The 18,945-nt window shown below is 43.5% G+C and carries 27 protein-coding genes; 13 read left to right on the top strand and 14 right to left on the bottom strand.

The window, feature by feature from the left end; translation table 11 throughout:
- Positions 1 to 9: 9 nt before the first annotated feature.
- The 7 genes from crr (at position 10) to DBZ36_RS12535 (ending at position 4,460) form a co-directional block, all read left to right on the top strand.
- The gene (gene crr, locus DBZ36_RS12565; protein WP_120355291.1) at positions 10 to 522 is read left to right on the top strand and encodes a PTS glucose transporter subunit IIA; all 513 of its coding nucleotides are present in this window, start codon (positions 10 to 12) and stop codon (positions 520 to 522) included.
- A gap of 216 nt (positions 523 to 738) precedes the next feature.
- The gene (locus tag DBZ36_RS12560) at positions 739 to 1,032 is read left to right on the top strand and encodes a DUF1840 family protein (protein ID WP_120355290.1); all 294 of its coding nucleotides are present in this window, start codon (positions 739 to 741) and stop codon (positions 1,030 to 1,032) included.
- Positions 1,033 to 1,060: 28 nt separating this feature from the next.
- Entirely contained in the window at positions 1,061 to 1,372 is a 312-nt protein-coding gene (locus DBZ36_RS12555; protein ID WP_158589093.1) for a DUF1840 domain-containing protein, read from the top strand.
- Between the two features lie 201 nt (positions 1,373 to 1,573).
- Positions 1,574 to 1,927, top strand: a complete 354-nt coding sequence (locus DBZ36_RS12550) for an ArsC family reductase (protein ID WP_120355288.1) — start codon at positions 1,574 to 1,576, stop codon at positions 1,925 to 1,927.
- Position 1,928: 1 nt separating this feature from the next.
- Positions 1,929 to 3,068 (top strand): succinyl-diaminopimelate desuccinylase, encoded by a 1,140-nt coding sequence (gene dapE, locus DBZ36_RS12545; RefSeq protein WP_199711858.1) that lies wholly within the window; start codon positions 1,929 to 1,931, stop codon positions 3,066 to 3,068.
- Positions 3,069 to 3,752 (top strand): M15 family metallopeptidase, encoded by a 684-nt coding sequence (locus DBZ36_RS12540; RefSeq protein ID WP_120355287.1) that lies wholly within the window; start codon positions 3,069 to 3,071, stop codon positions 3,750 to 3,752. It begins immediately after the preceding gene.
- 12 nt (positions 3,753 to 3,764) lie between these two features.
- Entirely contained in the window at positions 3,765 to 4,460 is a 696-nt protein-coding gene (locus tag DBZ36_RS12535) for a hypothetical protein (protein WP_120355286.1), read from the top strand.
- A gap of 135 nt (positions 4,461 to 4,595) precedes the next feature.
- On the opposite strand, the gene DBZ36_RS12530 is transcribed toward DBZ36_RS12535, so the two are convergent.
- Both DBZ36_RS12530 and bamC read right to left on the bottom strand, forming a co-directional pair.
- Entirely contained in the window at positions 4,596 to 5,066 is a 471-nt protein-coding gene (locus DBZ36_RS12530) for a GNAT family N-acetyltransferase (protein WP_120355389.1), read from the bottom strand.
- 127 nt (positions 5,067 to 5,193) lie between these two features.
- Positions 5,194 to 6,354 (bottom strand): outer membrane protein assembly factor BamC, encoded by a 1,161-nt coding sequence (bamC, locus tag DBZ36_RS12525; protein ID WP_120355285.1) that lies wholly within the window; start codon positions 6,352 to 6,354, stop codon positions 5,194 to 5,196.
- A 188-nt stretch (positions 6,355 to 6,542) separates the two neighbouring features.
- On the opposite strand from bamC, the gene DBZ36_RS12520 reads away from it, so the two are divergent.
- Together DBZ36_RS12520 and bcp are read left to right on the top strand one after the other, a co-directional pair.
- Complete coding sequence (locus tag DBZ36_RS12520) at positions 6,543 to 7,085, top strand: glycine cleavage system protein R (protein WP_120355284.1); 543 nt, start codon at positions 6,543 to 6,545, stop codon at positions 7,083 to 7,085.
- 32 nt (positions 7,086 to 7,117) lie between these two features.
- Entirely contained in the window at positions 7,118 to 7,588 is a 471-nt protein-coding gene (bcp, locus tag DBZ36_RS12515) for a thioredoxin-dependent thiol peroxidase (protein ID WP_120355283.1), read from the top strand.
- Positions 7,589 to 7,609: 21 nt separating this feature from the next.
- On the opposite strand, the gene DBZ36_RS12510 is transcribed toward bcp, so the two are convergent.
- Positions 7,610 to 8,686, bottom strand: coding sequence for an AI-2E family transporter (locus DBZ36_RS12510; RefSeq protein ID WP_120355282.1), 1,077 nt, complete (start codon positions 8,684 to 8,686; stop codon positions 7,610 to 7,612).
- Positions 8,680 to 8,955 (bottom strand): sulfurtransferase TusA family protein, encoded by a 276-nt coding sequence (locus tag DBZ36_RS12505; RefSeq protein WP_120355281.1) that lies wholly within the window; start codon positions 8,953 to 8,955, stop codon positions 8,680 to 8,682. The genes DBZ36_RS12510 and DBZ36_RS12505 overlap by 7 nt, the downstream gene beginning before the upstream one ends.
- A 106-nt stretch (positions 8,956 to 9,061) precedes the next feature.
- On the opposite strand from DBZ36_RS12505, the gene bepA reads away from it, so the two are divergent.
- From bepA to DBZ36_RS12485, 4 genes are read left to right on the top strand one after another with little or no spacing between them, the layout of a single operon-like run.
- The gene (gene bepA, locus DBZ36_RS12500; RefSeq protein WP_120355388.1) at positions 9,062 to 10,501 is read left to right on the top strand and encodes a beta-barrel assembly-enhancing protease; all 1,440 of its coding nucleotides are present in this window, start codon (positions 9,062 to 9,064) and stop codon (positions 10,499 to 10,501) included.
- Positions 10,502 to 10,528: 27 nt separating this feature from the next.
- Positions 10,529 to 10,879, top strand: coding sequence for an arsenate reductase (glutaredoxin) (arsC, locus tag DBZ36_RS12495; protein ID WP_120355280.1), 351 nt, complete (start codon positions 10,529 to 10,531; stop codon positions 10,877 to 10,879).
- Positions 10,866 to 11,261 carry a DUF2069 domain-containing protein gene (locus tag DBZ36_RS12490; RefSeq protein ID WP_233558134.1) on the top strand — a complete coding sequence of 132 codons (396 nt, stop codon included), beginning with the start codon at positions 10,866 to 10,868 and terminating at the stop codon, positions 11,259 to 11,261. Before arsC ends, DBZ36_RS12490 begins: the two co-directional genes overlap by 14 nt.
- Positions 11,251 to 12,663, top strand: coding sequence for an FAD-dependent oxidoreductase (locus DBZ36_RS12485; protein ID WP_120355279.1), 1,413 nt, complete (start codon positions 11,251 to 11,253; stop codon positions 12,661 to 12,663). Before DBZ36_RS12490 ends, DBZ36_RS12485 begins: the two co-directional genes overlap by 11 nt.
- 169 nt (positions 12,664 to 12,832) lie before the next feature.
- On the opposite strand, the gene DBZ36_RS12480 is transcribed toward DBZ36_RS12485, so the two are convergent.
- From DBZ36_RS12480 to DBZ36_RS12440, 10 genes are all read right to left on the bottom strand, one after another.
- Positions 12,833 to 13,573: a DUF418 domain-containing protein gene (locus tag DBZ36_RS12480; RefSeq protein ID WP_233558133.1), complete on the bottom strand. Its 741-nt coding sequence runs from the start codon at positions 13,571 to 13,573 to the stop codon at positions 12,833 to 12,835.
- Complete coding sequence (locus DBZ36_RS20700) at positions 13,546 to 13,908, bottom strand: heparan-alpha-glucosaminide N-acetyltransferase domain-containing protein (protein WP_233558132.1); 363 nt, start codon at positions 13,906 to 13,908, stop codon at positions 13,546 to 13,548. The genes DBZ36_RS12480 and DBZ36_RS20700 overlap by 28 nt, the downstream gene beginning before the upstream one ends.
- Before the next feature lie 64 nt (positions 13,909 to 13,972).
- Entirely contained in the window at positions 13,973 to 14,491 is a 519-nt protein-coding gene (locus DBZ36_RS12475) for a GNAT family N-acetyltransferase (RefSeq protein WP_120355278.1), read from the bottom strand.
- Entirely contained in the window at positions 14,488 to 15,117 is a 630-nt protein-coding gene (locus DBZ36_RS12470; protein ID WP_120355277.1) for a LysE family translocator, read from the bottom strand. Before DBZ36_RS12470 ends, DBZ36_RS12475 begins: the two co-directional genes overlap by 4 nt.
- Positions 15,118 to 15,268: 151 nt before the next feature.
- Positions 15,269 to 15,616 carry an SH3 domain-containing protein gene (locus DBZ36_RS12465; RefSeq protein WP_120355276.1) on the bottom strand — a complete coding sequence of 116 codons (348 nt, stop codon included), beginning with the start codon at positions 15,614 to 15,616 and terminating at the stop codon, positions 15,269 to 15,271.
- A 14-nt stretch (positions 15,617 to 15,630) separates the two neighbouring features.
- Positions 15,631 to 16,257 (bottom strand): LysE family translocator, encoded by a 627-nt coding sequence (locus DBZ36_RS12460; protein WP_120355275.1) that lies wholly within the window; start codon positions 16,255 to 16,257, stop codon positions 15,631 to 15,633.
- A 111-nt stretch (positions 16,258 to 16,368) separates the two neighbouring features.
- Positions 16,369 to 16,674 (bottom strand): NIPSNAP family protein, encoded by a 306-nt coding sequence (locus tag DBZ36_RS12455; protein ID WP_120355274.1) that lies wholly within the window; start codon positions 16,672 to 16,674, stop codon positions 16,369 to 16,371.
- 240 nt (positions 16,675 to 16,914) lie between these two features.
- Entirely contained in the window at positions 16,915 to 17,472 is a 558-nt protein-coding gene (locus DBZ36_RS12450; RefSeq protein ID WP_120355273.1) for a YbhB/YbcL family Raf kinase inhibitor-like protein, read from the bottom strand.
- Between the two features lie 97 nt (positions 17,473 to 17,569).
- Positions 17,570 to 18,367, bottom strand: a complete 798-nt coding sequence (locus tag DBZ36_RS12445; RefSeq protein ID WP_120355272.1) for a helix-turn-helix transcriptional regulator — start codon at positions 18,365 to 18,367, stop codon at positions 17,570 to 17,572.
- A 59-nt stretch (positions 18,368 to 18,426) separates the two neighbouring features.
- Entirely contained in the window at positions 18,427 to 18,924 is a 498-nt protein-coding gene (locus DBZ36_RS12440) for a GNAT family N-acetyltransferase (protein WP_120355271.1), read from the bottom strand.
- Positions 18,925 to 18,945: the final 21 nt, after the last annotated feature.

Below are 18,945 nucleotides of genomic sequence, written 5' to 3'. Positions count from 1 at the left end.
GAGCACGAAATGGGTTTATTTGATTCATTCAAAAAAATGGTATCCGGTTCAAGTACAGAAACCAAAGCTGGTATTGACATTATCGCTCCAATTTCGGGCGAGATTGTGCCAATTGAAGAAGTTCCAGATGTAGTATTTGCCGAGAAAATTGTTGGCGATGGCATTGCTATTAAACCTACAGGAAATCGCATGGTTGCCCCTTGCGATGGAACCATTGGTAAAATCTTTGAAACTAACCATGCGTTTTCAATGGAAACCAGTGACGGCGTAGAGCTTTTTGTTCATTTCGGTATCGACACTGTTGAACTAAAAGGTGAAGGCTTCACCCGCATCGGTGAAGAAGGTCAAGATGTTAAAATGGGCGATACCATTATTGAGTTTGATCTTGAGTTGCTTGAAAAGAAAGCGAAGTCGACGTTAACCCCAGTTGTGATTTCAAATATGGATGAGCTCAAAGAGCTAGTAAAACATTCAGGCACAGTAACATTAGCTGAAACAGCGGTATTAACAGTAATTAAGTAATTGTTGATATTTTAATTTGAGAAGGCTATCACTGATAGCCTTTTTTGTTTTTGCATATTTGTAAAGCCCTTCACAAGTCCTTAGGTATCCTCTAGTAATCCCCTCACTTATTGTCAAAATAGCGATGACTGGCAAACCTTAGCGCCTTTGATTCCTAGAACATCTAATGCATGGTTTTGTCACCCTTTTTGTCGATGTGTTATTAAGGGTCCGCGTATGTTAGTTACGTTCAAAAGTGCAAATCATGGCGATATTGTTATGTTTGGCAGTGATGCACAGCTTCTTATTCACTGTATGGGATGTAGCGGTAAAGTCCCAGGCGCTATCCATACCTTAGATATTCCCGAAGCAAAGCACCAATTGACGAAACGCCTCAAAATTGTCGAAGAAACCACCGAAGAAATCCATCCGCACAGCCATTGGCAACCAAACTTAAACCATCGCGCTTATCCTTTGTACGAAATGCTGGAAAATGCAGAGAAATACGAGGATATTGTGTATTGGGTTTAACAATTCTTATAAACGCTTGGAAAATACTATGTTGGTCATCTTTAAAAGTAATAATCATGGCGATATCACAATGTTTGGTGATGTGGCTAAGCAGCTTATATTGGCAATGGATTGCAGTGGTAACATTCCTGCCGGATTACATGCTGACGATATACATGATGCGCTCAAGAGCCTTTTAAGTGTCGTCAACGCCCCGGCAACAGATAGCGAACAAGACGATGAAGACGCGGTAGAAAACGAAAACTGGCAACCGTCGCTTAAACAAAGAGCGATTCCACTGATCGAGATGCTTGAAGGTGCGCTTCATCACCAAGACGGAATTACTTGGGAAAACGCATAGCAGCAAGTAATCTTTAGTCGCTATCACCACCCTCTCTCTATTATCTCAATGTACATTTGGTTCGTATTGTCGGCTTAAGCAAAGCTGTTGCTTTAAACCGATAATACGAACGATTGCGTTAACAATTGAGTCCTGCTGCGCAACATGTAACAATTCAGCCGCAAAACAACATAAGATTCTCCAGATATTAAAGGACAAAGAATGCCCCAGATATATGGCATCTCAAATTGCGACACCATTCGCAAAGCAAAGCGCTGGCTTGATGACTCAGGGATTGAATACCAATACATTGATTACCGTAAAGACGGACTCGATGCAGAATTTCTCAAACACCAAGCGCAAGTCTTAGGTTGGGAAGTGCTCATCAACAAACGTGGTACTACTTTTCGACAACTTGATGACGCTGTAAAAGCAGCTTTGGATGAGTCCAGTGCAATTGAATTAATGCTAGCGCAACCCGCTCTCATTAAACGGCCTTTATTAATTCACAAAGACAAAAGCTACTTGGGTTTCAAACCACAGCAGTATCTTGACATTTTTGAAGGTAATAATTGATATGAGCATTCAAGACAGTCCTGTTCTCGCGTTAGCAAAAGACTTAATATCTCGACCTTCGGTCACGCCACTCGATTGTGGTTGCCAAGAGTTAATGAGCGAAAGACTCAAAGCTATCGGTTTTGATATAGAATCCATGGTTTTCGAAGACACTACCAATTTTTGGGCACGACGAGGCTCTGATGGCCCCCTGTTTTGCTTTGCCGGTCATACCGACGTAGTTCCAGCTGGCCCAAGTGAAGCGTGGCATACGTCGCCATTTGAACCTACCATCATCAATGGCTATCTGCATGGGCGTGGCGCAGCTGACATGAAAGGCTCACTGGCTGCGATGATCGTGGCAACAGAGCGCTTTGTTGTCGATTTTCCAAAGCACAAAGGCAGCATCAGCTTTCTAATCACTTCCGATGAAGAAGGCCCGTTTATTAACGGCACCACACGAGTCGTAGACACCTTAATGGCCCGCGACGAAATTATCGATATGTGCTTGGTTGGTGAGCCATCTTCAACTCACAGTATTGGTGACGTGGTTAAGGTTGGACGCCGTGGTTCTTTAACCGGAGACCTTGTGGTTAAGGGGATTCAGGGACACGTAGCCTACCCTCATTTAGCTAAAAACCCAGTACATGACGCAGCACCAGCACTAGCGGAGCTTGCAGCAAGTCACTGGGATAATGGCAACGAGTTTTTCCCGCCAACTAGCTTTCAAATTGCTAATATTGAAGCAGGTACTGGCGCTTCAAACGTCATACCAGGTGAATTAAAGGTTCAATTCAACTTTCGCTATAGTACTGAACTGACCGATAAAGAGATTGTAGCAAGGGTTCATTCCATGCTCGACGCCCATGGACTAGACTACGATTTAACGTGGACCTATAACGGACAGCCTTTCTTGACCCATGATGGGGAGTTTAGAAACGCCGTCAGTTCCGCCATTTCTGATGTCACTAAGACGCCACCAGAGCTGCTTACCACTGGTGGTACTTCCGATGGTCGCTTCATTGCAAAAATGGGAACTCAGGTCGTTGAATTAGGCCCGGTTAATGCCACAATCCATAAAGTAAATGAGTGCGTTAAAGTTTCTGACCTAGAACAGCTATGTGATATGTACTACCAACTACTTAAGCGTCTGTTTAGCTAAATGCCTGTATTCGACTTAAGTTTTGAGCACGTCAGTGGTCAGCTTGATGGCCACTTACAAGCTCATGAGAGCTTTGGCTCACTACTGGGCCAAACTGTGCTTGCTTTACAAAACATGAGCAACGCCGCTCAAGCTGATGGTTTGTCTATGAGCGTTGCTAGCGGATTTAGAAGCTTTGATAAACAATTGCAAATTTGGAATCAGAAATGGTCTGGGCAACGTCCATTGCTCGACGCTCAGAGTCAGACTATCGATGCCGCTGAGTTAAACGATGAACAAAAGCTACTCGCAATTCTACATTGGTCGGCTCTACCAGGCGCGAGTCGCCATCATTGGGGCTCAGACTTTGATATATATTGTCCAGCATTAGTACCGCCAAGCGAACAATTGCAGCTGATCCCCAGCGAATATCAACCAGGCGGCCATCAGTACCCGCTAGCGCAATGGCTGGAACAACACTCTCAAAGCTATGGTTTCTTTTACCCCTATCAATACTTTCAAGGCGGGGTTGCTCAAGAACCATGGCATTTAAGTCACCGAGAACCATCTCAGTCGATCAGCGAGAACTTCGAGTTATCCCGCCTCAAAGCCCTCATCGAAACCAGTAACATTTTGGGAAAAGACTGCATACTTTCGCAATTTGATATGATAGCTGAGCGCTTTATTTTTAATATTTGTCCTTAATTATAGGTAGTTATGATTTCTCCATACCACAGCGTTTACATTTTACTTTTAGGTTTAAGCTTTAGCGCATTTTTAGTACTAATGCTGCTGCTGGAGCGAGGCGAAATTTGTAAAGGTCAGCAATCTAGAATCCAAAATCAAATGGCAACTATTGCCAGTATCACAAGCCTTAGCTTAGTTGCAGGTTTTGCTGCTTCAGTTACTTTGTGGGCTCTACTACCTTTAGTAATTGCCGTCGTTAGCGCTTGGGTGTTATGTGCGAGTAAAAATAAGCTAAAGGAAAAACGTAGCATCGAAAACAAGCTATGGTGGCGTTTCGGAGCTCCGCTAGCCTTGGCTTATGCAATATTACTCTTCAGCCAATTTCCGGCTAGTATCGCAGGTCTACCGGCCGGTTTGGCACTTGGGCATTGCATGTTACTACGGGCCAAATACCGAATTGAAGCCTTCGATAAAATACTTCCTGCGGCTGCGGCTGTACTGGGTATGCTGCTTTTAGTCGTCATTTGCGTAATTGCATTACAACATGAACAAGCTCAACTTTTAGTTCAGCACTGTATTGTTTACGCTAGCTGTTTTTTGGCATCGATTCTGCTTTGGATCTGGCCTCTTTTCAGTCAACGAAAAGCACCAGCTCAATTGGTAATGATCGTCTGCTTAGGTTTATTGGTCAGTGGCTATGCTTTCTACCAGATAAGTATAATTTAAGTTCTAGCGAGAGAGTTTAAGTTTAACAATTCTTGTGCAAGCCTGCGCTATGCATCGATTATGTAGCGCTTTAGCAACAACAAATAGCGTAAAAAACCGTGTTTATAAGCTTAATGCGGTCCGTAATTAGGGCCGCTACAACTGTTTTGACATGTTATAACCGGTCACAGAAAAACCTAGTTCTTGATACAACTTCAAAGCGCGCTGGTTATGATAAGCAACCCTAAGTTTAAGCTGATTTATTCCGACTTTTTTTAGTTGTTGCTCTAATGTTTTTATAGCTTCGCGGCCAATTCCTTGCCCGCGGAAGTTTTCGAAAACAAAAAAGTCGTAAATGAAGCTAGAACTTTCACTTTGGTCAATGCTATGCCACAAGTAACCGCATAACACAGGGCTGTCACCATCGATCGATTCAATACACAGCAAACTATGTTGGTTGCTTTCAAGTTTATTTGGAAAACAGCGATCTAAAGATTCCTTCGCCATCGTAATCGCTGTTTCTGAACTGTAACCTTGGTTTTCTTCGATATCGCGAGCATAGTCTTCGACAAAATAGCAACTATATGCGGCAAACTCTGCATCTTGCATTTCACGTATATTTATCACGTTTTCATCCCTGTACATCCTTAGAGTTAATGTGTTGCTTGTTCCTTGTTCCTTGTTCCTTTTCTATTTTGAAGACAAAAAAAAGCCAGTCAACTTGGACTGGCTTTAAATTTATGGGTCAGCTGCCTTAGTCGTCAACGCCACTATCTAAGAGTATCCGCAAGTTTTCATATAACAACTCTAGAGACTTACCACGCAATACCTTGCCTTCGTTATCGGCAAAGGTTAATACGGTTGTTCGTCCATTAGATCCAATGGTTAACTCAAAGTTTCCTGAGTCAAGTTCCATGGATTGTAAGTCATATCGTGCGTTGGTTTCTTCGCTAGCGCTCTCATAAACCAAGTACATCTTACCTGCATTTTCAATAAAGTCTTCGAGTTCAAAGCCTAAGGTAGGTAACACTTGCTGTAGTCGATTCACGGTTTTGTCAATGTTAGCCAAAGCGACAAAGTTACCACCACCTTGACGATCGTAATCAAGACCAACACTTTGATCAAAATAGGCAGCCCGATCGCTATCACTCATAGCGGCAATACGTTGGCGCTCACGCTCTTCAATTAATCGAAGGTTATAGGCTTCACGTTCTGAGTTTAAGTAACCAATAACTCGGTTAAGTTCGATAACCGAAAGCCGTTGCCGCTCAAAATCATCGAGAACAAATTCATTGTTTTGACCATCAAGTAATTCTTTGGCTTCAAGTAATTCAACTTGGAACCCAGCAGTACGGCCATTCGCTTCATATTTAAACCGATATAAGAAACGTTGCTGGGACTCTAAAGTTTTACGACGAGGCCAAATCCCAGCTTCACCGGTAAAAATCATCCAGTCTGACTCAATGGTATTGTTTTCCATGTCATCCTTGAGGATTTTTGTATTTTGACTAGCTAGGTATTTACGCATTAAGCGGCCAGTAAAATCAATCGTTTCGTCTAACGAATCAACTTCATTGAGATCAAACCAAAATGTGATTCCTTGTGGGTCGTTTTGTACGCGGCTACCTGACACAAGAGGTATAACTTGTGTTGGAGACCGAACATCAACACCAGCACCAATCAAACCCGCTTGCGATTTACCAGGAATATCAAATTCAGGATTTTTACCTGGTTGCTCAACATCGCCAGGGATAATGAGTACAGGGCTAAGTTCAACATCTAAGTAATCAAAGCCACGTTCTGCCTGACGTCGTTGTTGAGTACTCTGAGAACACGCTGCTAACGTAGTGATGATACTTAGCAACAATACCGAGCGAACACCTAGCTTTGGTAGTAGTGGTGACTTTTTATTCATGGAATGACTTCCCACTTTGCATCCTTTCTTGAAAGCGCAAAAAACGACTATTAATAGCAGCGTATACTACTGAGACCGCGTAGCAAACTCAAGCAATAGACGGCTGGCAATTGGTTTTAGTTAGTGCTTTGCCAATACAGATTGAAACAAGTATCCTTGACCCACTCTAAACCTCACCATAGATATTTATGAATCAGCATTTAGTCATTACAGCGGTGGGAAACGATAGCCCTGGTATCGTGAATCAGCTAACTCAGCTTGTGAGTGATTGCGGATGCAATATTGAAAGCAGCCGAGTAGCCTTATGTGGTAGTGAATTCACCCTAGTCATGTTTTTATCAGGTAACCATCGAGCTCGTACCGAAATAGAAATGCGTTTGCCCATCGCAGCTCAAGAAATGGAGTTGATGACGGTAATAAAGCGCACTCAACAACGAGCTAGCGTAGATTTCCCGGAAAGTACTCGCTTTAGCTTTATTGTTAAGGACTCTCCAGGGATCATTGGCCGCTTTACCCAATTCATTTACGACTACCCTATGGATATGGTGTCATTTTATTCGCATTTAACCATGGATGATGGTCAACAACATTTGCATGCTCATTTCATTGCTAAGCTAGACCTAGAGGCAAACCACGAAAGCATAGAGCTTGGTTTTGCCAAATTATGTCTCGAGCTTAAAGTTATATCCCAAGATATTGAATTTATGAGTAGTGTACCCAGTATTATTTGAAGCTGAGCTTTAACTATCCAACAAGGAGTTTTATGGTTTCCCCACTTAAAGCGGGTGATATCGCCCCGCAATTTAACTTGCCTGATGAAAACGGCAATAATGTAGCGCTATCTGATTTTAGTGGTAAAAAAGTGCTGGTATATTTTTACCCTAAAGCATCGACGCCAGGTTGTACCGTGCAAGCTTGCGCTCTACGTGATAGTAAAGCGGAACTAGACCAACGTGGCGTTGTAGTGTTGGGAATTAGTCCAGACCCAAGTAAACGCTTAGATAACTTTATCCAAAAGCAAAGTCTCAACTTCAGCTTGCTTGGTGACGAAGACCATAGCGTTGCCGAGCAGTTCGGGGTTTGGGGCGAGAAAAAATTTATGGGTAAAATATATGATGGTATTCATCGCATCAGCTTTTTAATCGATGAACAAGGCCGCATTGCACACACCTTTGATAAGTTTAAAACTAAAGACCATCATCAAGTCGTTATTGATTATTTAGATAGCCTTTAGTTTCGCAATTTCGCTCAGCAGCTAGCCTGCTGAGCTGTTTTCATCCGAATTTTCATTGTGCGGCCAAGCATTTATAACTGCTTTAACTAAAGTAGCTAAAGGAATCGCAAAGAACACGCCCCAAACGCCCCACAACCCGCCGAAAACCATAACCGCCATTACAATCGCCAATGGGTGTAGATTTACCGCTTCGGAAAACAGGATTGGCACCAATACATTCCCATCAAGTATCTGAATAATCATATAAGCCAAAATGAGATAACCAAATTGCGCAGTAAATCCCCACTGGAATAAACCTACCATCGCCACCGGTATGGTTACCGCAAACGCCCCAACGAAAGGAATAACAACTGATAATCCCACCAATACAGCTAGTAATAAAGAATATCGCAAGTCCATAAATGCGAAAACGAGGTAACTTGCGCCACCAACAATAAGGATCTCAGTCGCTTTACCGCGGATGTAATTTACGATTTGCCCATTCATTTCTTTAGAAATGGCAGTCAATAGCGAGCGATTAGAAGGTAAAAAGCGGGTAATTTGAGATTGAAGTGATTTTTTATCCGCGAGCATAAAAAACACCATTAAAGGCACTAAAATAGCGTAGACCACGATGTTAGCTAAACTACCAATTGAGGTGAACGACCAACGCAAGACATCATTCCCCAAGACCATTAAACGTTCTTGGACACTGCTAACAATGGTTTCTACTAATTTAGCGTCTACTATCTCGGGATAGCGAGCGGGTAAGGATTCTAACCATGCTTGACCACTATGTAGCATTGCTGGGTACTCATATAGCAAGTTTGTCCCCTGGCGAACAATAGTTGGTAGTAAAAACAGTAATGCCACCACCACCACAAACAAGAATAGAAACAACACTAAACTACTTGCCGCTTTCCGACCGATTTTGAAACGAGAGAGAGATTCAACAGGCCAGTCCAATAAATAGGCGATCACTATGGCAACCACCAGCGGAATGAGTACTTTTCCAAAAAAGTAGAAGATGACGATACCAAGCAAGAAGATGACAAGTATTGCTGCGGCCTGAGGATCGGAAAATTTTTGGCGATACCAGCGATTAAGAATATCTAACATGAATAACTGTCTACCTCTTTGTTATTGGCTGTGGAAACAGCTTGAATATACACGTCTACGCCGCCTGAAGCTCGGCTAATTTCAATGACCTGATAGCCAGTGCTTCGAAAGTATTTAGGGATATCACGCAAGGAGCTAGGGTCATCAAGAACTACAAGCAAGCATTCATGCGATTGCAGCGTTTTTAAACGCAGTTTGGTTTGGACTAAAGGATAAGGACAACGGTATCCTTGTAGGTCAAGCTTGGCCGTTTCTCGTGGTCTATTCATATCAATTATTATTGCAGTCTTAGCAACGAGACACAATCTTAAGATTTTGTATCCATGCCCATTTCAGAGTATGCTCAGCAACAATATTAATCATCAATTGGGCTTTATGATCCGTATTCGTAGTTTGTTACTCGCCTTTGTTTTAAGCAGCTCAATATTTTCTAGCGCACAAGCGGATATTCAGATCCCGCAAATCGGAACTGCAGGTGCCAGTGCTTTATCAATAGAGAAAGAATTACAATTTGGCGCAGCTTACATGCGAATAATCCGCGCCGGTAGCCGCATGACCAATGACCCCGTGCTTAGCGAGTATGTCGATGAGCTAGGCCACAAACTGGTCGCCAATGCTGAGCAAGTTCGCACGCCCTTTACATTCTTTATGGTCACCAATGACGAAATTAATGCTGCCGCCTTTTTAGGCGGGCATGTCATGATACACACCGGTTTATTCTTGAATGCCAGCAACGAAAGTGAATTGGCCTCGGTGCTTGCCCACGAAATCGCGCACGTAACCCAGCGGCATATTGCCCGTAGTATTGAAAACCAAGCTGCAAATCAGAATCTAACTATTGCAGGCATGGTTGGAGCACTGCTATTAGGATTAGCCAACCCGGCAGCCGGTATTGCAGTATTTCAATCAACAGTTGCTGCAAATATGCAAAACTCCATTAACTATACTCGCAGCAACGAATTTGAAGCTGACCGCATTGGTATCCGCACTTTAGCCAACGCAGGTTACGACCCAACAGGTATGAGTGATTTTTTTGGTAAACTAGCCGACAAATATCGTTTTGCTAGTAAACCTCCACAAATGCTAGTGACTCACCCATTGCCCGATACACGAGTTGCGGAAGCGCGCGCCCGCGCTAATCAAATGGGGCAAAAATATGTACCGCCTTCATTAAACTACCAGTTTGCTAAATCACGTATTATCGTGCGCCATGGGACCATGGATGCGAAGGCGTCTTTGTCACACTTTGAACGAGCTCTTGAGCGTAAAGAATTTGTACTCAAAGATGCTGCGCTTTATGGGAAGGCCTTGGCCTTATTCGCGAACGAACGCTATAGCGAAGCCAAAACTATAATTTCCGACTTAGATTCGCGTCATCCTAATAACCTCTTTTTGCTTGATACACTTAGCGACATTGATTTATCTACCGACAATACGTCTCAGGCTATCAAACGTTTAGAACGTGCCAATAAACGCTTTCCGCTCAATCAGGTTGTGGTCTTGAACCTTGCAGTCGCGTATCAAAGTGCTAAACAGTATGAGCAGGCAGAAAGTCTGCTGGTTGAGTTTCTTCATGAACATCCGGATAATGTATTGGCTTGGAGTCAGCGACGAACCATCGAACAGCGTTTAGGTAAAACCGCGCAAAGCCATGTGTCGCGAGCAGAATACCTTGCCTTACATAGTGATTATCAGCGAGCCATCGACGAGCTTTACAGTGCGTTTAGCCGCAGCGAGTCCACCTTAGAGCGCGCTCGTATTGAAGCACGGATCGAGCAATTCAAATTAGCTGAACAAAAATTACAAGAGTTTTAAACTCCTGAATATATTAAAGGAATAAGCATGAGTAGTATCCGGATCTATCATAATCCTCGTTGTTCCAAAAGCCGCCAAACCCTGGCCTTACTTGAAGAACAGGGCGTAACAGCTGAAATCATCAAATATTTAGACACCCCTCCGTCAAAAGCAGAGTTAAAGTCTGTCCTTAAAGCCTTAGGTTTAAGCGCTCGTCAGCTGATGCGTACCAAAGAAACCGAGTATTCAGAGCAAGGTCTAAGTAATCCAGAGTTAACTGAAGAGCAACTAATTGACGCAATGCTGGCGACGCCTAAACTGATCGAGCGCCCCATCGTAACCAACGGTGATAAAGCTGCCATAGGCCGACCGCCGGAGCAAGTTCTTGAAATTATCTGATATTCCGAGCAATCGTTGGCGTAGCATTGCATTAGTGAGCTACCTCGGACTAATGCTGTGGGTAGTTCTTTGGCATGTGTTTATATCGCCATCCCCACAACAAAACTTATGGTTTGTATTGGTGCTGTGGTTTGTCCCTTTGCTACTCCCCTTGCGCGGAATTTTAGCCGGAACCGCTTATACCCATGCTTGGGCATGCTACATTTTGTTGTGGTACGTACTCCATAGTGCAACTATTATTGGAAACAATGATCATGAACTATGGTTGGCAATCGTTGAATTAAGTATTGCCTTAGTAAGTTTTACCGCTTGCCTATATTTTGCTAAAACACGTGGTCGAGAATTAGGCCTAGGTCTTAAAAAACTAAAAGATGAAAAGTAAGCCGAGCTCTATAGCTGTTGTCGGCGCTGGTGTTGCCGGGGTAACCCTGGCACTTCGCCTCGCACAAAAACATAAATGTCAGGTAACACTGATTGAAAAGGGTCCAAGTTTTGTCAATGGGCCGCCAATCTGTCACCTGCATGCTGGCGGAAATCTATATCGAGAAATAGACCAACAGCAATGCATCACCTTACTTGAGCAATCAATCGATACACTGCGTTTCTATCCTTTTTGCGCCAATATCCGTCCGACAGTGATCGCGGTACCTATCGATGATTCTGGCTCGCCTAATGACCTAAGCCAGCGCCTTGAAGTTTTGCGCAAACACTACGCTGCTCTAGTTGCGAAAGACCCCCTCAATCGGGTACTTGGCGACCCTAATGATTATTTTCAGTATTTTTCACGCGAGCAAATGTCACAACTGGCACTGCAAAGCCAGCCGCAACAACTTGATAAACCTGAGCATTGGATGATTGAGCTGGCAAAACAACTCGATTTCGATTCCGTTCAATGGCCTTTAGTTTTAGTTCAAGAGTATGGTTTAAGTGTGTTTCGACTCGCCGCAAGTGCCGAGTTGATGCTCAAAGAAATCCCAAATTGCGAGTTACACTTAAATACTGAAGTCATAGCTTTAAAACGCCATGCAGATCAGTGGCAGATCCAAGTTCAACGCCACAGTGAAACCTTTGATATTGAAGCCGACTATTTGATTAACGCTTGCGGATATCAGAGTGGGCAACTTGATGATATGGCCGGATTCTCTCGTCAGCGTATGGTTGAGTTTAAAGCGGCATACGTGGCGCGCTGGCCGCAGGTATCTGGACATTGGCCCGAACTGATTTTCCATGGTCAACGCGGTACCCCCAAAGGAATGGCCCAATTTACTCCTTATGCTGAGCAACATATTCAGCTGCACGGTATGACTGAAGACATTACCCTGTTCAAAGGTGGCTTAGTCACAAGCAATCTTAGCAGTGCTCAACCACAGCTTTCAGCCGAACTACAACACAAACTGAGTCATGGTTGGCCGCAAGCGGTGATTGAACAGCGCAGCCAAAGAGCAATTGACCACATTAGTCGATTTTTACCGGCCTTTAGCCAAGCCAAAGTGGCTGGGAAACCTCTATTTGGTGCGCAGCAAATTCCTGGTGACGACGCAGAACTACGCGCGGCTGATGTTTCGTTTGCTGGTGAGTTTTACGCACGGGCTGAAATCGTAAAAGCGAATTCAGCGCTCGCCGTAGCCGATGCAATCGCCGGGGAACTAGGTTTAGAGTTGCAAACCAATCCTCCATGCCTAGATTGTGCTTTAAACGCAGAACAAATCGAGCAACGAGCAATTGTCATAGCAAGACTGCGACACTACCCGGTTGCATTAGCTAAGTTTCTACCGACGACTTAAACGATCCGCAGGGCAACTTTTAGAAGGTCTTCTACCAAACTATCATGTAGCTAGCATGGAAATTTGCCTAATCAAGTACAATATGTAGGCAGAACATTCGAATTTATTGCGAATGCGCACAACCCACTTCTGATGACTTAAAACGATTCAACATGTTTGAGTTAGTTTGCTAACTGACAAATTTTCTAAACACTGACTCCAGTGGGCCCCGCTTAAAAAACCTTAGCCACAACACGCTAAGTCCAAGCGCAACCACACAAAATAAGGCCGAGCAGATAAGCGAAAACTCAATACTCTGATTTTGCAGTCGACCCATAGCTTCAATCACGCCTAGGCCAAAAATAACGTGCCCAACATAAATACTCAAGGACAGCTGCCCAGTTTGACATAGCCAAGTCACCAGCCTATTACCCGCAAATAATTGCGATATATACAAACAAATGACAATGACTAGAAGCGCTGAACTTCCAGCTGAGACAAGGTATTGTGGCAGGGGTGGAATCATTGATGTCGAGAATAGAAAAGTGACTTCTTCGCTCTTCATAGCCCAAACATCCCCGTTTCCAAGCCATTGTCTTAACTGAGAAAAACTGAACTCGACAAGCAACAAGCTTAGACTTGCGACGAGTAGCAAGCGAATACGTATTTTGGGTTGGCCTAAATCTAAACGACCTAGCCACATTCCGAAGACTAAAAACGCGGCCCAAGGAATCACGGGGTGAAAACCATTAAATAGAACATGCCGTATCATGCCATCCAAACTCCAAAAGTTCTGATAGCTTAATGAGTCCCAGTCCCAGTTTTTCTCATAATCGAAGACCAGCAATAACAGCGGAAAAAGTAGGCTTAGGAGCACTGTAATAAACAGTAATTGACGCGGCTTTAAATTAAATACAGCTGCTGCAAACAAAAAATAGAAGCCATAAAATGTAGAATGTCTGCTGGCCAGATGGGGATAAATAACAGCCCCAATGCAATGAGAACGAGGCCACGTTTGACCAAAGAACGACGGCATGCCAGCAGCTCGGAGCGCCTTCCGGACATACCACGTCGAAGCAATAAACTCACGCCAATACCTGCCAACATAACAAACAACGCTGACGCACGACCTTCCAATAAAGCGGTGGACCACAACAAAAATTTCGAGCCAGATTCAGCCTGCATGGCAATTTTAAAATTAACAATTACCATACCAAAAATAGCCAAGGCTCTGGCCAAATCAAAGCCTGTAATTCTTTGCTTCATCAATAAAATTCCTAATTGAATGTCAAAAGGAATACCCTTTGATAACTAGCCATATACCTTGTATTTAGCAGACACCCGTTGGTGATCGTTTGAGTTGCCAACATTGTAGTGCTTCGCCATCGCTATCGATCACATCGTTTTGGTAGTGGAAATTGTTATTCGCAATCACATGTAGCGATGCTTTATTTTCTGGAGCAATCAGGGCCACCACCGCGCTTACTTCGCCACTACTGAATGCCAGACCAGTCAACAGATTAACTGCTGCACTTGCCACACCTCGACCTCGCGCATCAGGTGCTACGTTGTAACCAATCTCAAGCTGTCCGCTTTGCGCTGGCCCCTTGAAGCCACAGCTACCGACAACGTGAGTGTCAGTGACGATTAAGTAGGGGTAGGCCCACCGTGCCGCTGCCCCCTGCTCAACTAACTTAGAAGCGCGCGCTAATACATGAGCTGGAGGTAGCGCTTCTTGATGAACCCTATAGCTGCTGAACATAGTTGCAGATGCATCTAGCTGCGCGAACTGCGCTTCACTGACTTGGATTAGTTTGATGGCTATGGGTCGTGTACTTTGACAATTCACACCGATTTGCTAAACGCTATTTTGCCAGCCAAACCAATTAGTAATGCACCAGAGCAGCCCTCAATGCAACGAGCATAGCCTGACACTTTAGGATTACTAAATAGCAAACTTCCGACAAGAGCATAGAGTAAGTTACAAACTGTGGCTAAAGCTGTAAAAACTAGCCCGAGCAATAACAGTTGTCCGCTGGCTGTATCACTAGATAGGTCAACAAATTGTGGTAAAAACGAAAGAAAAAACAAGCCCACTTTTGGATTAAGAATACTAACAATAAGCCCTTGTTTGAACACACCGCGCTCAGACGTAGAGCTGTTGGGTATCGAAAAGGAAGAACTTCCTTTAAGCATATTACTAATTGCGCATAGACCTAAATACAGTAAATACGCAGCCCCCAGATACTTTATAAAACCAAATGCTATAGCTGAGCTTAAAATTAAAGCAGACAAACCCAGTACAGCCGCCAAGGTATGAACAAAATAACCAAGCCCTAAACCTAAAGCCGCCATTATCCCGGCTCTGAAGTTAGCTTTCATGGTATTGGATACTATATAAACTACATCTGGGCCAGGGATAAGATTTAAAGCCAGAGAAGCCACTACAAATAGGGCAATTGAATGTAAGTCCATTTAGTTTTCCTTATCCTTTGTCGCTGCTTACCATGTTAGTAAGTCTGTGATTTTAGACGTTGTGAAGCTCAGTTACTAACCCTCGTTATCTCCTTATAAAGCATCAATAGATATGAATCAATGACTTACTTTGGGTGACGGACTTAAGGAATTACAGTTCTTCAAGACAATTTAAGGGAGCCCAAGCAAACATGTCGCAATTGTCCTGTTTTGCCGCGTATGCCCATCCATTCAAGCTATCTTTACCCAACAGAATATCGCCTACTTCAAGATTGTGTTCTTTAGCACTATAGTCCTGCATGCAGGTGACCAATGAGTCATCGAGCTTCAAAATCTGCTTTGGAACCCAGCCTTGCTTGTCTATACCTTGGCAATAAACCCAGTTTGGCCAATCGCCATTGGGATCTGACGCTTCAATAAATTCTAGTACTTCCCCCCTTTGAACAACAATTGGCTGCTGAGGAGCATCAGAATAGGCTTTGATCGCTTTATATTTCATCATCCCTTCCAATATTATGATTTGGCCGTACTGGCTATAAATACACTGTTGCCGATTAGAAAACTCCCCCCTGAATAACTGAAATATTGTTTAGAGCGCTCACTTTGAAAAAGGGCGCGAGCACTTGAAGCTAGCAGCGCGTAGGCGACTAAAACAAGCCCTGTCACCAGCGACGAAGTAAGGATTAGTATAGAAAACTGAAGCAAGGGATCTTTGTCAGCGTTCATGAATTGGGATAGAAACGCCATATAAAAAATAATCGCTTTTGGATTAAGTAAGGATGCAATAAAACCCGCTTTAAAACTGCCCATGTTTAGAGCCTGCGTTCTACAATCCGCAGACTGCGCTTTGGTGTTCTTGGCCTCTAGAATTTGACAGTAACCAAGGTAGGCCATATAAAATACGCCTAACCATTTAAAGATTGCGAATAATGTCGCAGATGCCGCAAGAATAGCGCCAACACCAAGCAATGAAAGCATCATAAGGACCGCCCCACCGACAATGTCTCCAAAAATACACATCAAAGACGCAGCCACCCCGCGCGTCAAAGCTTGGCTTATAAGCAATACTACACAAGGACCAGGTATCAGTGTCAGAATAGAAGTTGCTATTACAAATGCAAGCCACCTTTCTAGGGTCATAACGAACCTTGGTTAATTAAATAAAATCATAAACAAAGGGGGCAACATTACTATAACGACTGAAACTAGTTCGCTATCTCAATATTTACCGAGGCTTAGTGTGAATAACACTTAGTCAAATAGAGGACGAAAGAAACTTCGTTCATAACTAATAATGCACCTTGTCTCTTCGGCATAGTTAAACGCGCTAATACACGCTTTATCTAATAGCGATAAAGTCCGGTATTCTTCGTAAGCAGCTAAACTGGGGAACGAAAACAAAGCTAGGGCTTTGTTACTAGCACCTTCTGATGGCAAAAAATAGCCGTGATGCTGGCCACCAAATTTATTTACAAGTGGGATCCACAACTTAGCGTAGTGTTCAAACTCAGCACATTTATAAGGATCAATCTCGTAGTTCAAATAGCAGGTAATCAAAATAACACTCCATGTCTATAATGACTTATTGGTTAAAACTTTACTGGAAACCTAACGCGATAGTAGCAGCTTTCAGGCCAGCAATGGTCTAAATGAGCAAAATATCGGCTTTCAATAAAAGGATGATAGACGCGAGTAATTTTAACCCACATTGACGTATTAGAAGATGAGAAAACACAGCTCAACTGAGCTGTGTTGCTGGGTGCATTAGCGTTGTTCTAGCCAATAAAAACGAGCCTATTACTCGCGTTTATATAAGGCCTCTATTGAACTCGACGCGATGGTATTGGCATTAATCATATAACCAGCTAAAGCACCTGAAGCGTCGCTAGGTAGTTCCAGTGTCTCTACCGAAAGTGCATGTACGGTAAAACGATAGCGATGTACCCCATGACCAATGGGTGGACATGCACCGCCATACGCCTGGCTACCATAGTCATTGCTTATCTGGGTGCTGCCACTTGGAATTTCACTATTGGCCGCGTCTCCTGCGCCACTAGACAACTGCGAAATATGCTTCGGTATATTCACCACTTGCCAATGCCACCAACCACTGCCTGTAGGTGCATCGGGGTCAAACGCTGTGATGGCAAAACTTTTGGTCCCCTCTGGTGCTAAAGACCAACTTAGCTGCGGAGAAATGTTGTCGCCAGAGCATCCAAAACCCTGAAACTCTTGCGCTTTGCTCATGTACTCGCCCTGCGCGATATCATTACTCGATAAGCTAAAGGGAGTAGCAATAGCTAAAGTCGAAACGCTCAGCGTCATGAGAGATAAAATCTTAAGTGTGCGATACATAGTATTCCTAATTAATTGTCCATAATTGAATACTTAGCTTAGCCACTTCAGAACTCGATAATTAGCACCAAAACAATCATCTTTTTGCCCAAATCCGTCATTTTGTATTTCTTAGCTCTGAGGGCGTCAAACCAAAGCGATGCTTAAAACGTTGGGTGAATCGGGACTGGGATTGATAACCACAATCGCTAGCGATGCTACCAATAGGCAGAGCAGTGCTTTGTAGCAGATGTAAAGCAAGGCCAAGTCTAGCTTGGTCTTTTATTGCCTGTAAATTTGTACCCTCAAGCTTTAATTTCCGGCGCAGTGTTGACTCGCTCATCGCTATGGCATCACAAATACTGTCGGTACCGATGTCCAAAAAACGTTTATCCACGAACATATTATGTAAGGTGTCTTTTAACTGCGGACTGCCTAATAACGACAAGATTTCGCTGTGGCCAAGATGACATAACAAGGAAATAATCTCTCTTTTACGTGCCGACCATAATGCTTTGGGAGCCCAGCGACCACTTTGCACAAATTGCTCTAAGCACAGCTCTAGAGCCGCTGTAGTTTTACCAATATAGTAATCACGAGACGTCGAGATATTAAGCTCAAGACCGTCAAAGTCCTCAAAATCAAATTCAATAAGAAGCGCAAAGTAGCTTTTATCCTGTGGGATGTTACGCATATAAATCGCTGGACTGGCTGAGAAAAAAACAAATTCACCGGCGTGACAGGTTGCGCCCCCCGCTCTATCTAATTCTTTATCACCTTTTAAAACTACAATTAGTAGCGGCTTAGCAATGGGAACATTTAACAGCTTTTGCTCTTTAACAGAGCTATAGACTGAAAAAGCCTGTTCGTTTCCCTCATTCACTACCGTTTGAATAGTTCGGTGCAAAGCTTCCATGACATCCTTTGATATTGGTCTTAGTATGTAGTCTGTGCGTTGTTTAAAAAGCACACTCGCTAAGGCACTGCTTTTATTAAACTATAAATGTGTTCATTGTAAAATCGATCATGTTTGAAGATCGCCATTTTTTGTATAGATTCAAGCTCAAAGCCACATTTAGCCAGAACAGCCATGGACCCCTTATTCGGCGAGAAAACGCTAGCAAACAGTCTTACAATATCGCTAGTTTCAAATACCAAATCACTTAAGTCCTTCATCGCTTGGCTTGCAATCCCCTGACGCCAATAATCATCGGATATCCAGTAGCCGACTTCAGCACTGCGTCGGTGTTCAAACTCGCCTCGACTGGCGGCAATACAGCCAACGAATAAACCATTAACGGTAATCGCTTTGACTATCCCCTGTTTACTACCCGTAACAATCCACCATTGCGCATCTTGCTCGGTATAAGGATAAGGGATTTTGCTGGAAAGGTATTTGACAACACTAGGGGTGTTTAAAATTCTAAGAAGGTGCGGAGCATCCTCTAACTGAAATTCTCGAAGACTAATCATGATCGTTGTTACTATTTCCTT

The sequence above is a fragment of the Alginatibacterium sediminis genome, assembly GCF_003610775.1.
In the GTDB taxonomy this organism is placed as follows: domain Bacteria; phylum Pseudomonadota; class Gammaproteobacteria; order Enterobacterales; family Celerinatantimonadaceae; genus Alginatibacterium; species Alginatibacterium sediminis.
Note: the sequence above shows the minus strand (reverse complement) of the source record. Positions and strands in the feature narration are given on the sequence as shown.

Bases quoted from the DNA above. Each gene is read 5' to 3' on its own strand.
- crr (WP_120355291.1), top strand. From the start codon at position 10: ATGGGTTTATTTGATTCATTCAAAAAAATGGTATCCGGTTCAAGTACA.
- DBZ36_RS12560 (WP_120355290.1), top strand. From the start codon at position 739: ATGTTAGTTACGTTCAAAAGTGCAAATCATGGCGATATTGTTATGTTT.
- DBZ36_RS12555 (WP_158589093.1), top strand. From the start codon at position 1,061: ATGTTGGTCATCTTTAAAAGTAATAATCATGGCGATATCACAATGTTT.
- DBZ36_RS12550 (WP_120355288.1), top strand. From the start codon at position 1,574: ATGCCCCAGATATATGGCATCTCAAATTGCGACACCATTCGCAAAGCA.
- dapE (WP_199711858.1), top strand. From the start codon at position 1,929: ATGAGCATTCAAGACAGTCCTGTTCTCGCGTTAGCAAAAGACTTAATA.
- DBZ36_RS12540 (WP_120355287.1), top strand. From the start codon at position 3,069: ATGCCTGTATTCGACTTAAGTTTTGAGCACGTCAGTGGTCAGCTTGAT.
- DBZ36_RS12535 (WP_120355286.1), top strand. From the start codon at position 3,765: ATGATTTCTCCATACCACAGCGTTTACATTTTACTTTTAGGTTTAAGC.
- bamC (WP_120355285.1), bottom strand. From the start codon at position 6,354: ATGAATAAAAAGTCACCACTACTACCAAAGCTAGGTGTTCGCTCGGTA.
- DBZ36_RS12520 (WP_120355284.1), top strand. From the start codon at position 6,543: ATGAATCAGCATTTAGTCATTACAGCGGTGGGAAACGATAGCCCTGGT.
- bcp (WP_120355283.1), top strand. From the start codon at position 7,118: ATGGTTTCCCCACTTAAAGCGGGTGATATCGCCCCGCAATTTAACTTG.
- DBZ36_RS12510 (WP_120355282.1), bottom strand. From the start codon at position 8,686: ATGTTAGATATTCTTAATCGCTGGTATCGCCAAAAATTTTCCGATCCT.
- DBZ36_RS12505 (WP_120355281.1), bottom strand. From the start codon at position 8,955: ATGAATAGACCACGAGAAACGGCCAAGCTTGACCTACAAGGATACCGT.
- bepA (WP_120355388.1), top strand. From the start codon at position 9,062: ATGATCCGTATTCGTAGTTTGTTACTCGCCTTTGTTTTAAGCAGCTCA.
- arsC (WP_120355280.1), top strand. From the start codon at position 10,529: ATGAGTAGTATCCGGATCTATCATAATCCTCGTTGTTCCAAAAGCCGC.
- DBZ36_RS12485 (WP_120355279.1), top strand. From the start codon at position 11,251: ATGAAAAGTAAGCCGAGCTCTATAGCTGTTGTCGGCGCTGGTGTTGCC.
- DBZ36_RS20700 (WP_233558132.1), bottom strand. From the start codon at position 13,908: ATGAAGCAAAGAATTACAGGCTTTGATTTGGCCAGAGCCTTGGCTATT.
- DBZ36_RS12470 (WP_120355277.1), bottom strand. From the start codon at position 15,117: ATGGACTTACATTCAATTGCCCTATTTGTAGTGGCTTCTCTGGCTTTA.
- DBZ36_RS12465 (WP_120355276.1), bottom strand. From the start codon at position 15,616: ATGAAATATAAAGCGATCAAAGCCTATTCTGATGCTCCTCAGCAGCCA.
- DBZ36_RS12460 (WP_120355275.1), bottom strand. From the start codon at position 16,257: ATGACCCTAGAAAGGTGGCTTGCATTTGTAATAGCAACTTCTATTCTG.
- DBZ36_RS12450 (WP_120355273.1), bottom strand. From the start codon at position 17,472: ATGTATCGCACACTTAAGATTTTATCTCTCATGACGCTGAGCGTTTCG.
- DBZ36_RS12445 (WP_120355272.1), bottom strand. From the start codon at position 18,367: ATGGAAGCTTTGCACCGAACTATTCAAACGGTAGTGAATGAGGGAAAC.
- DBZ36_RS12440 (WP_120355271.1), bottom strand. From the start codon at position 18,924: ATGATTAGTCTTCGAGAATTTCAGTTAGAGGATGCTCCGCACCTTCTT.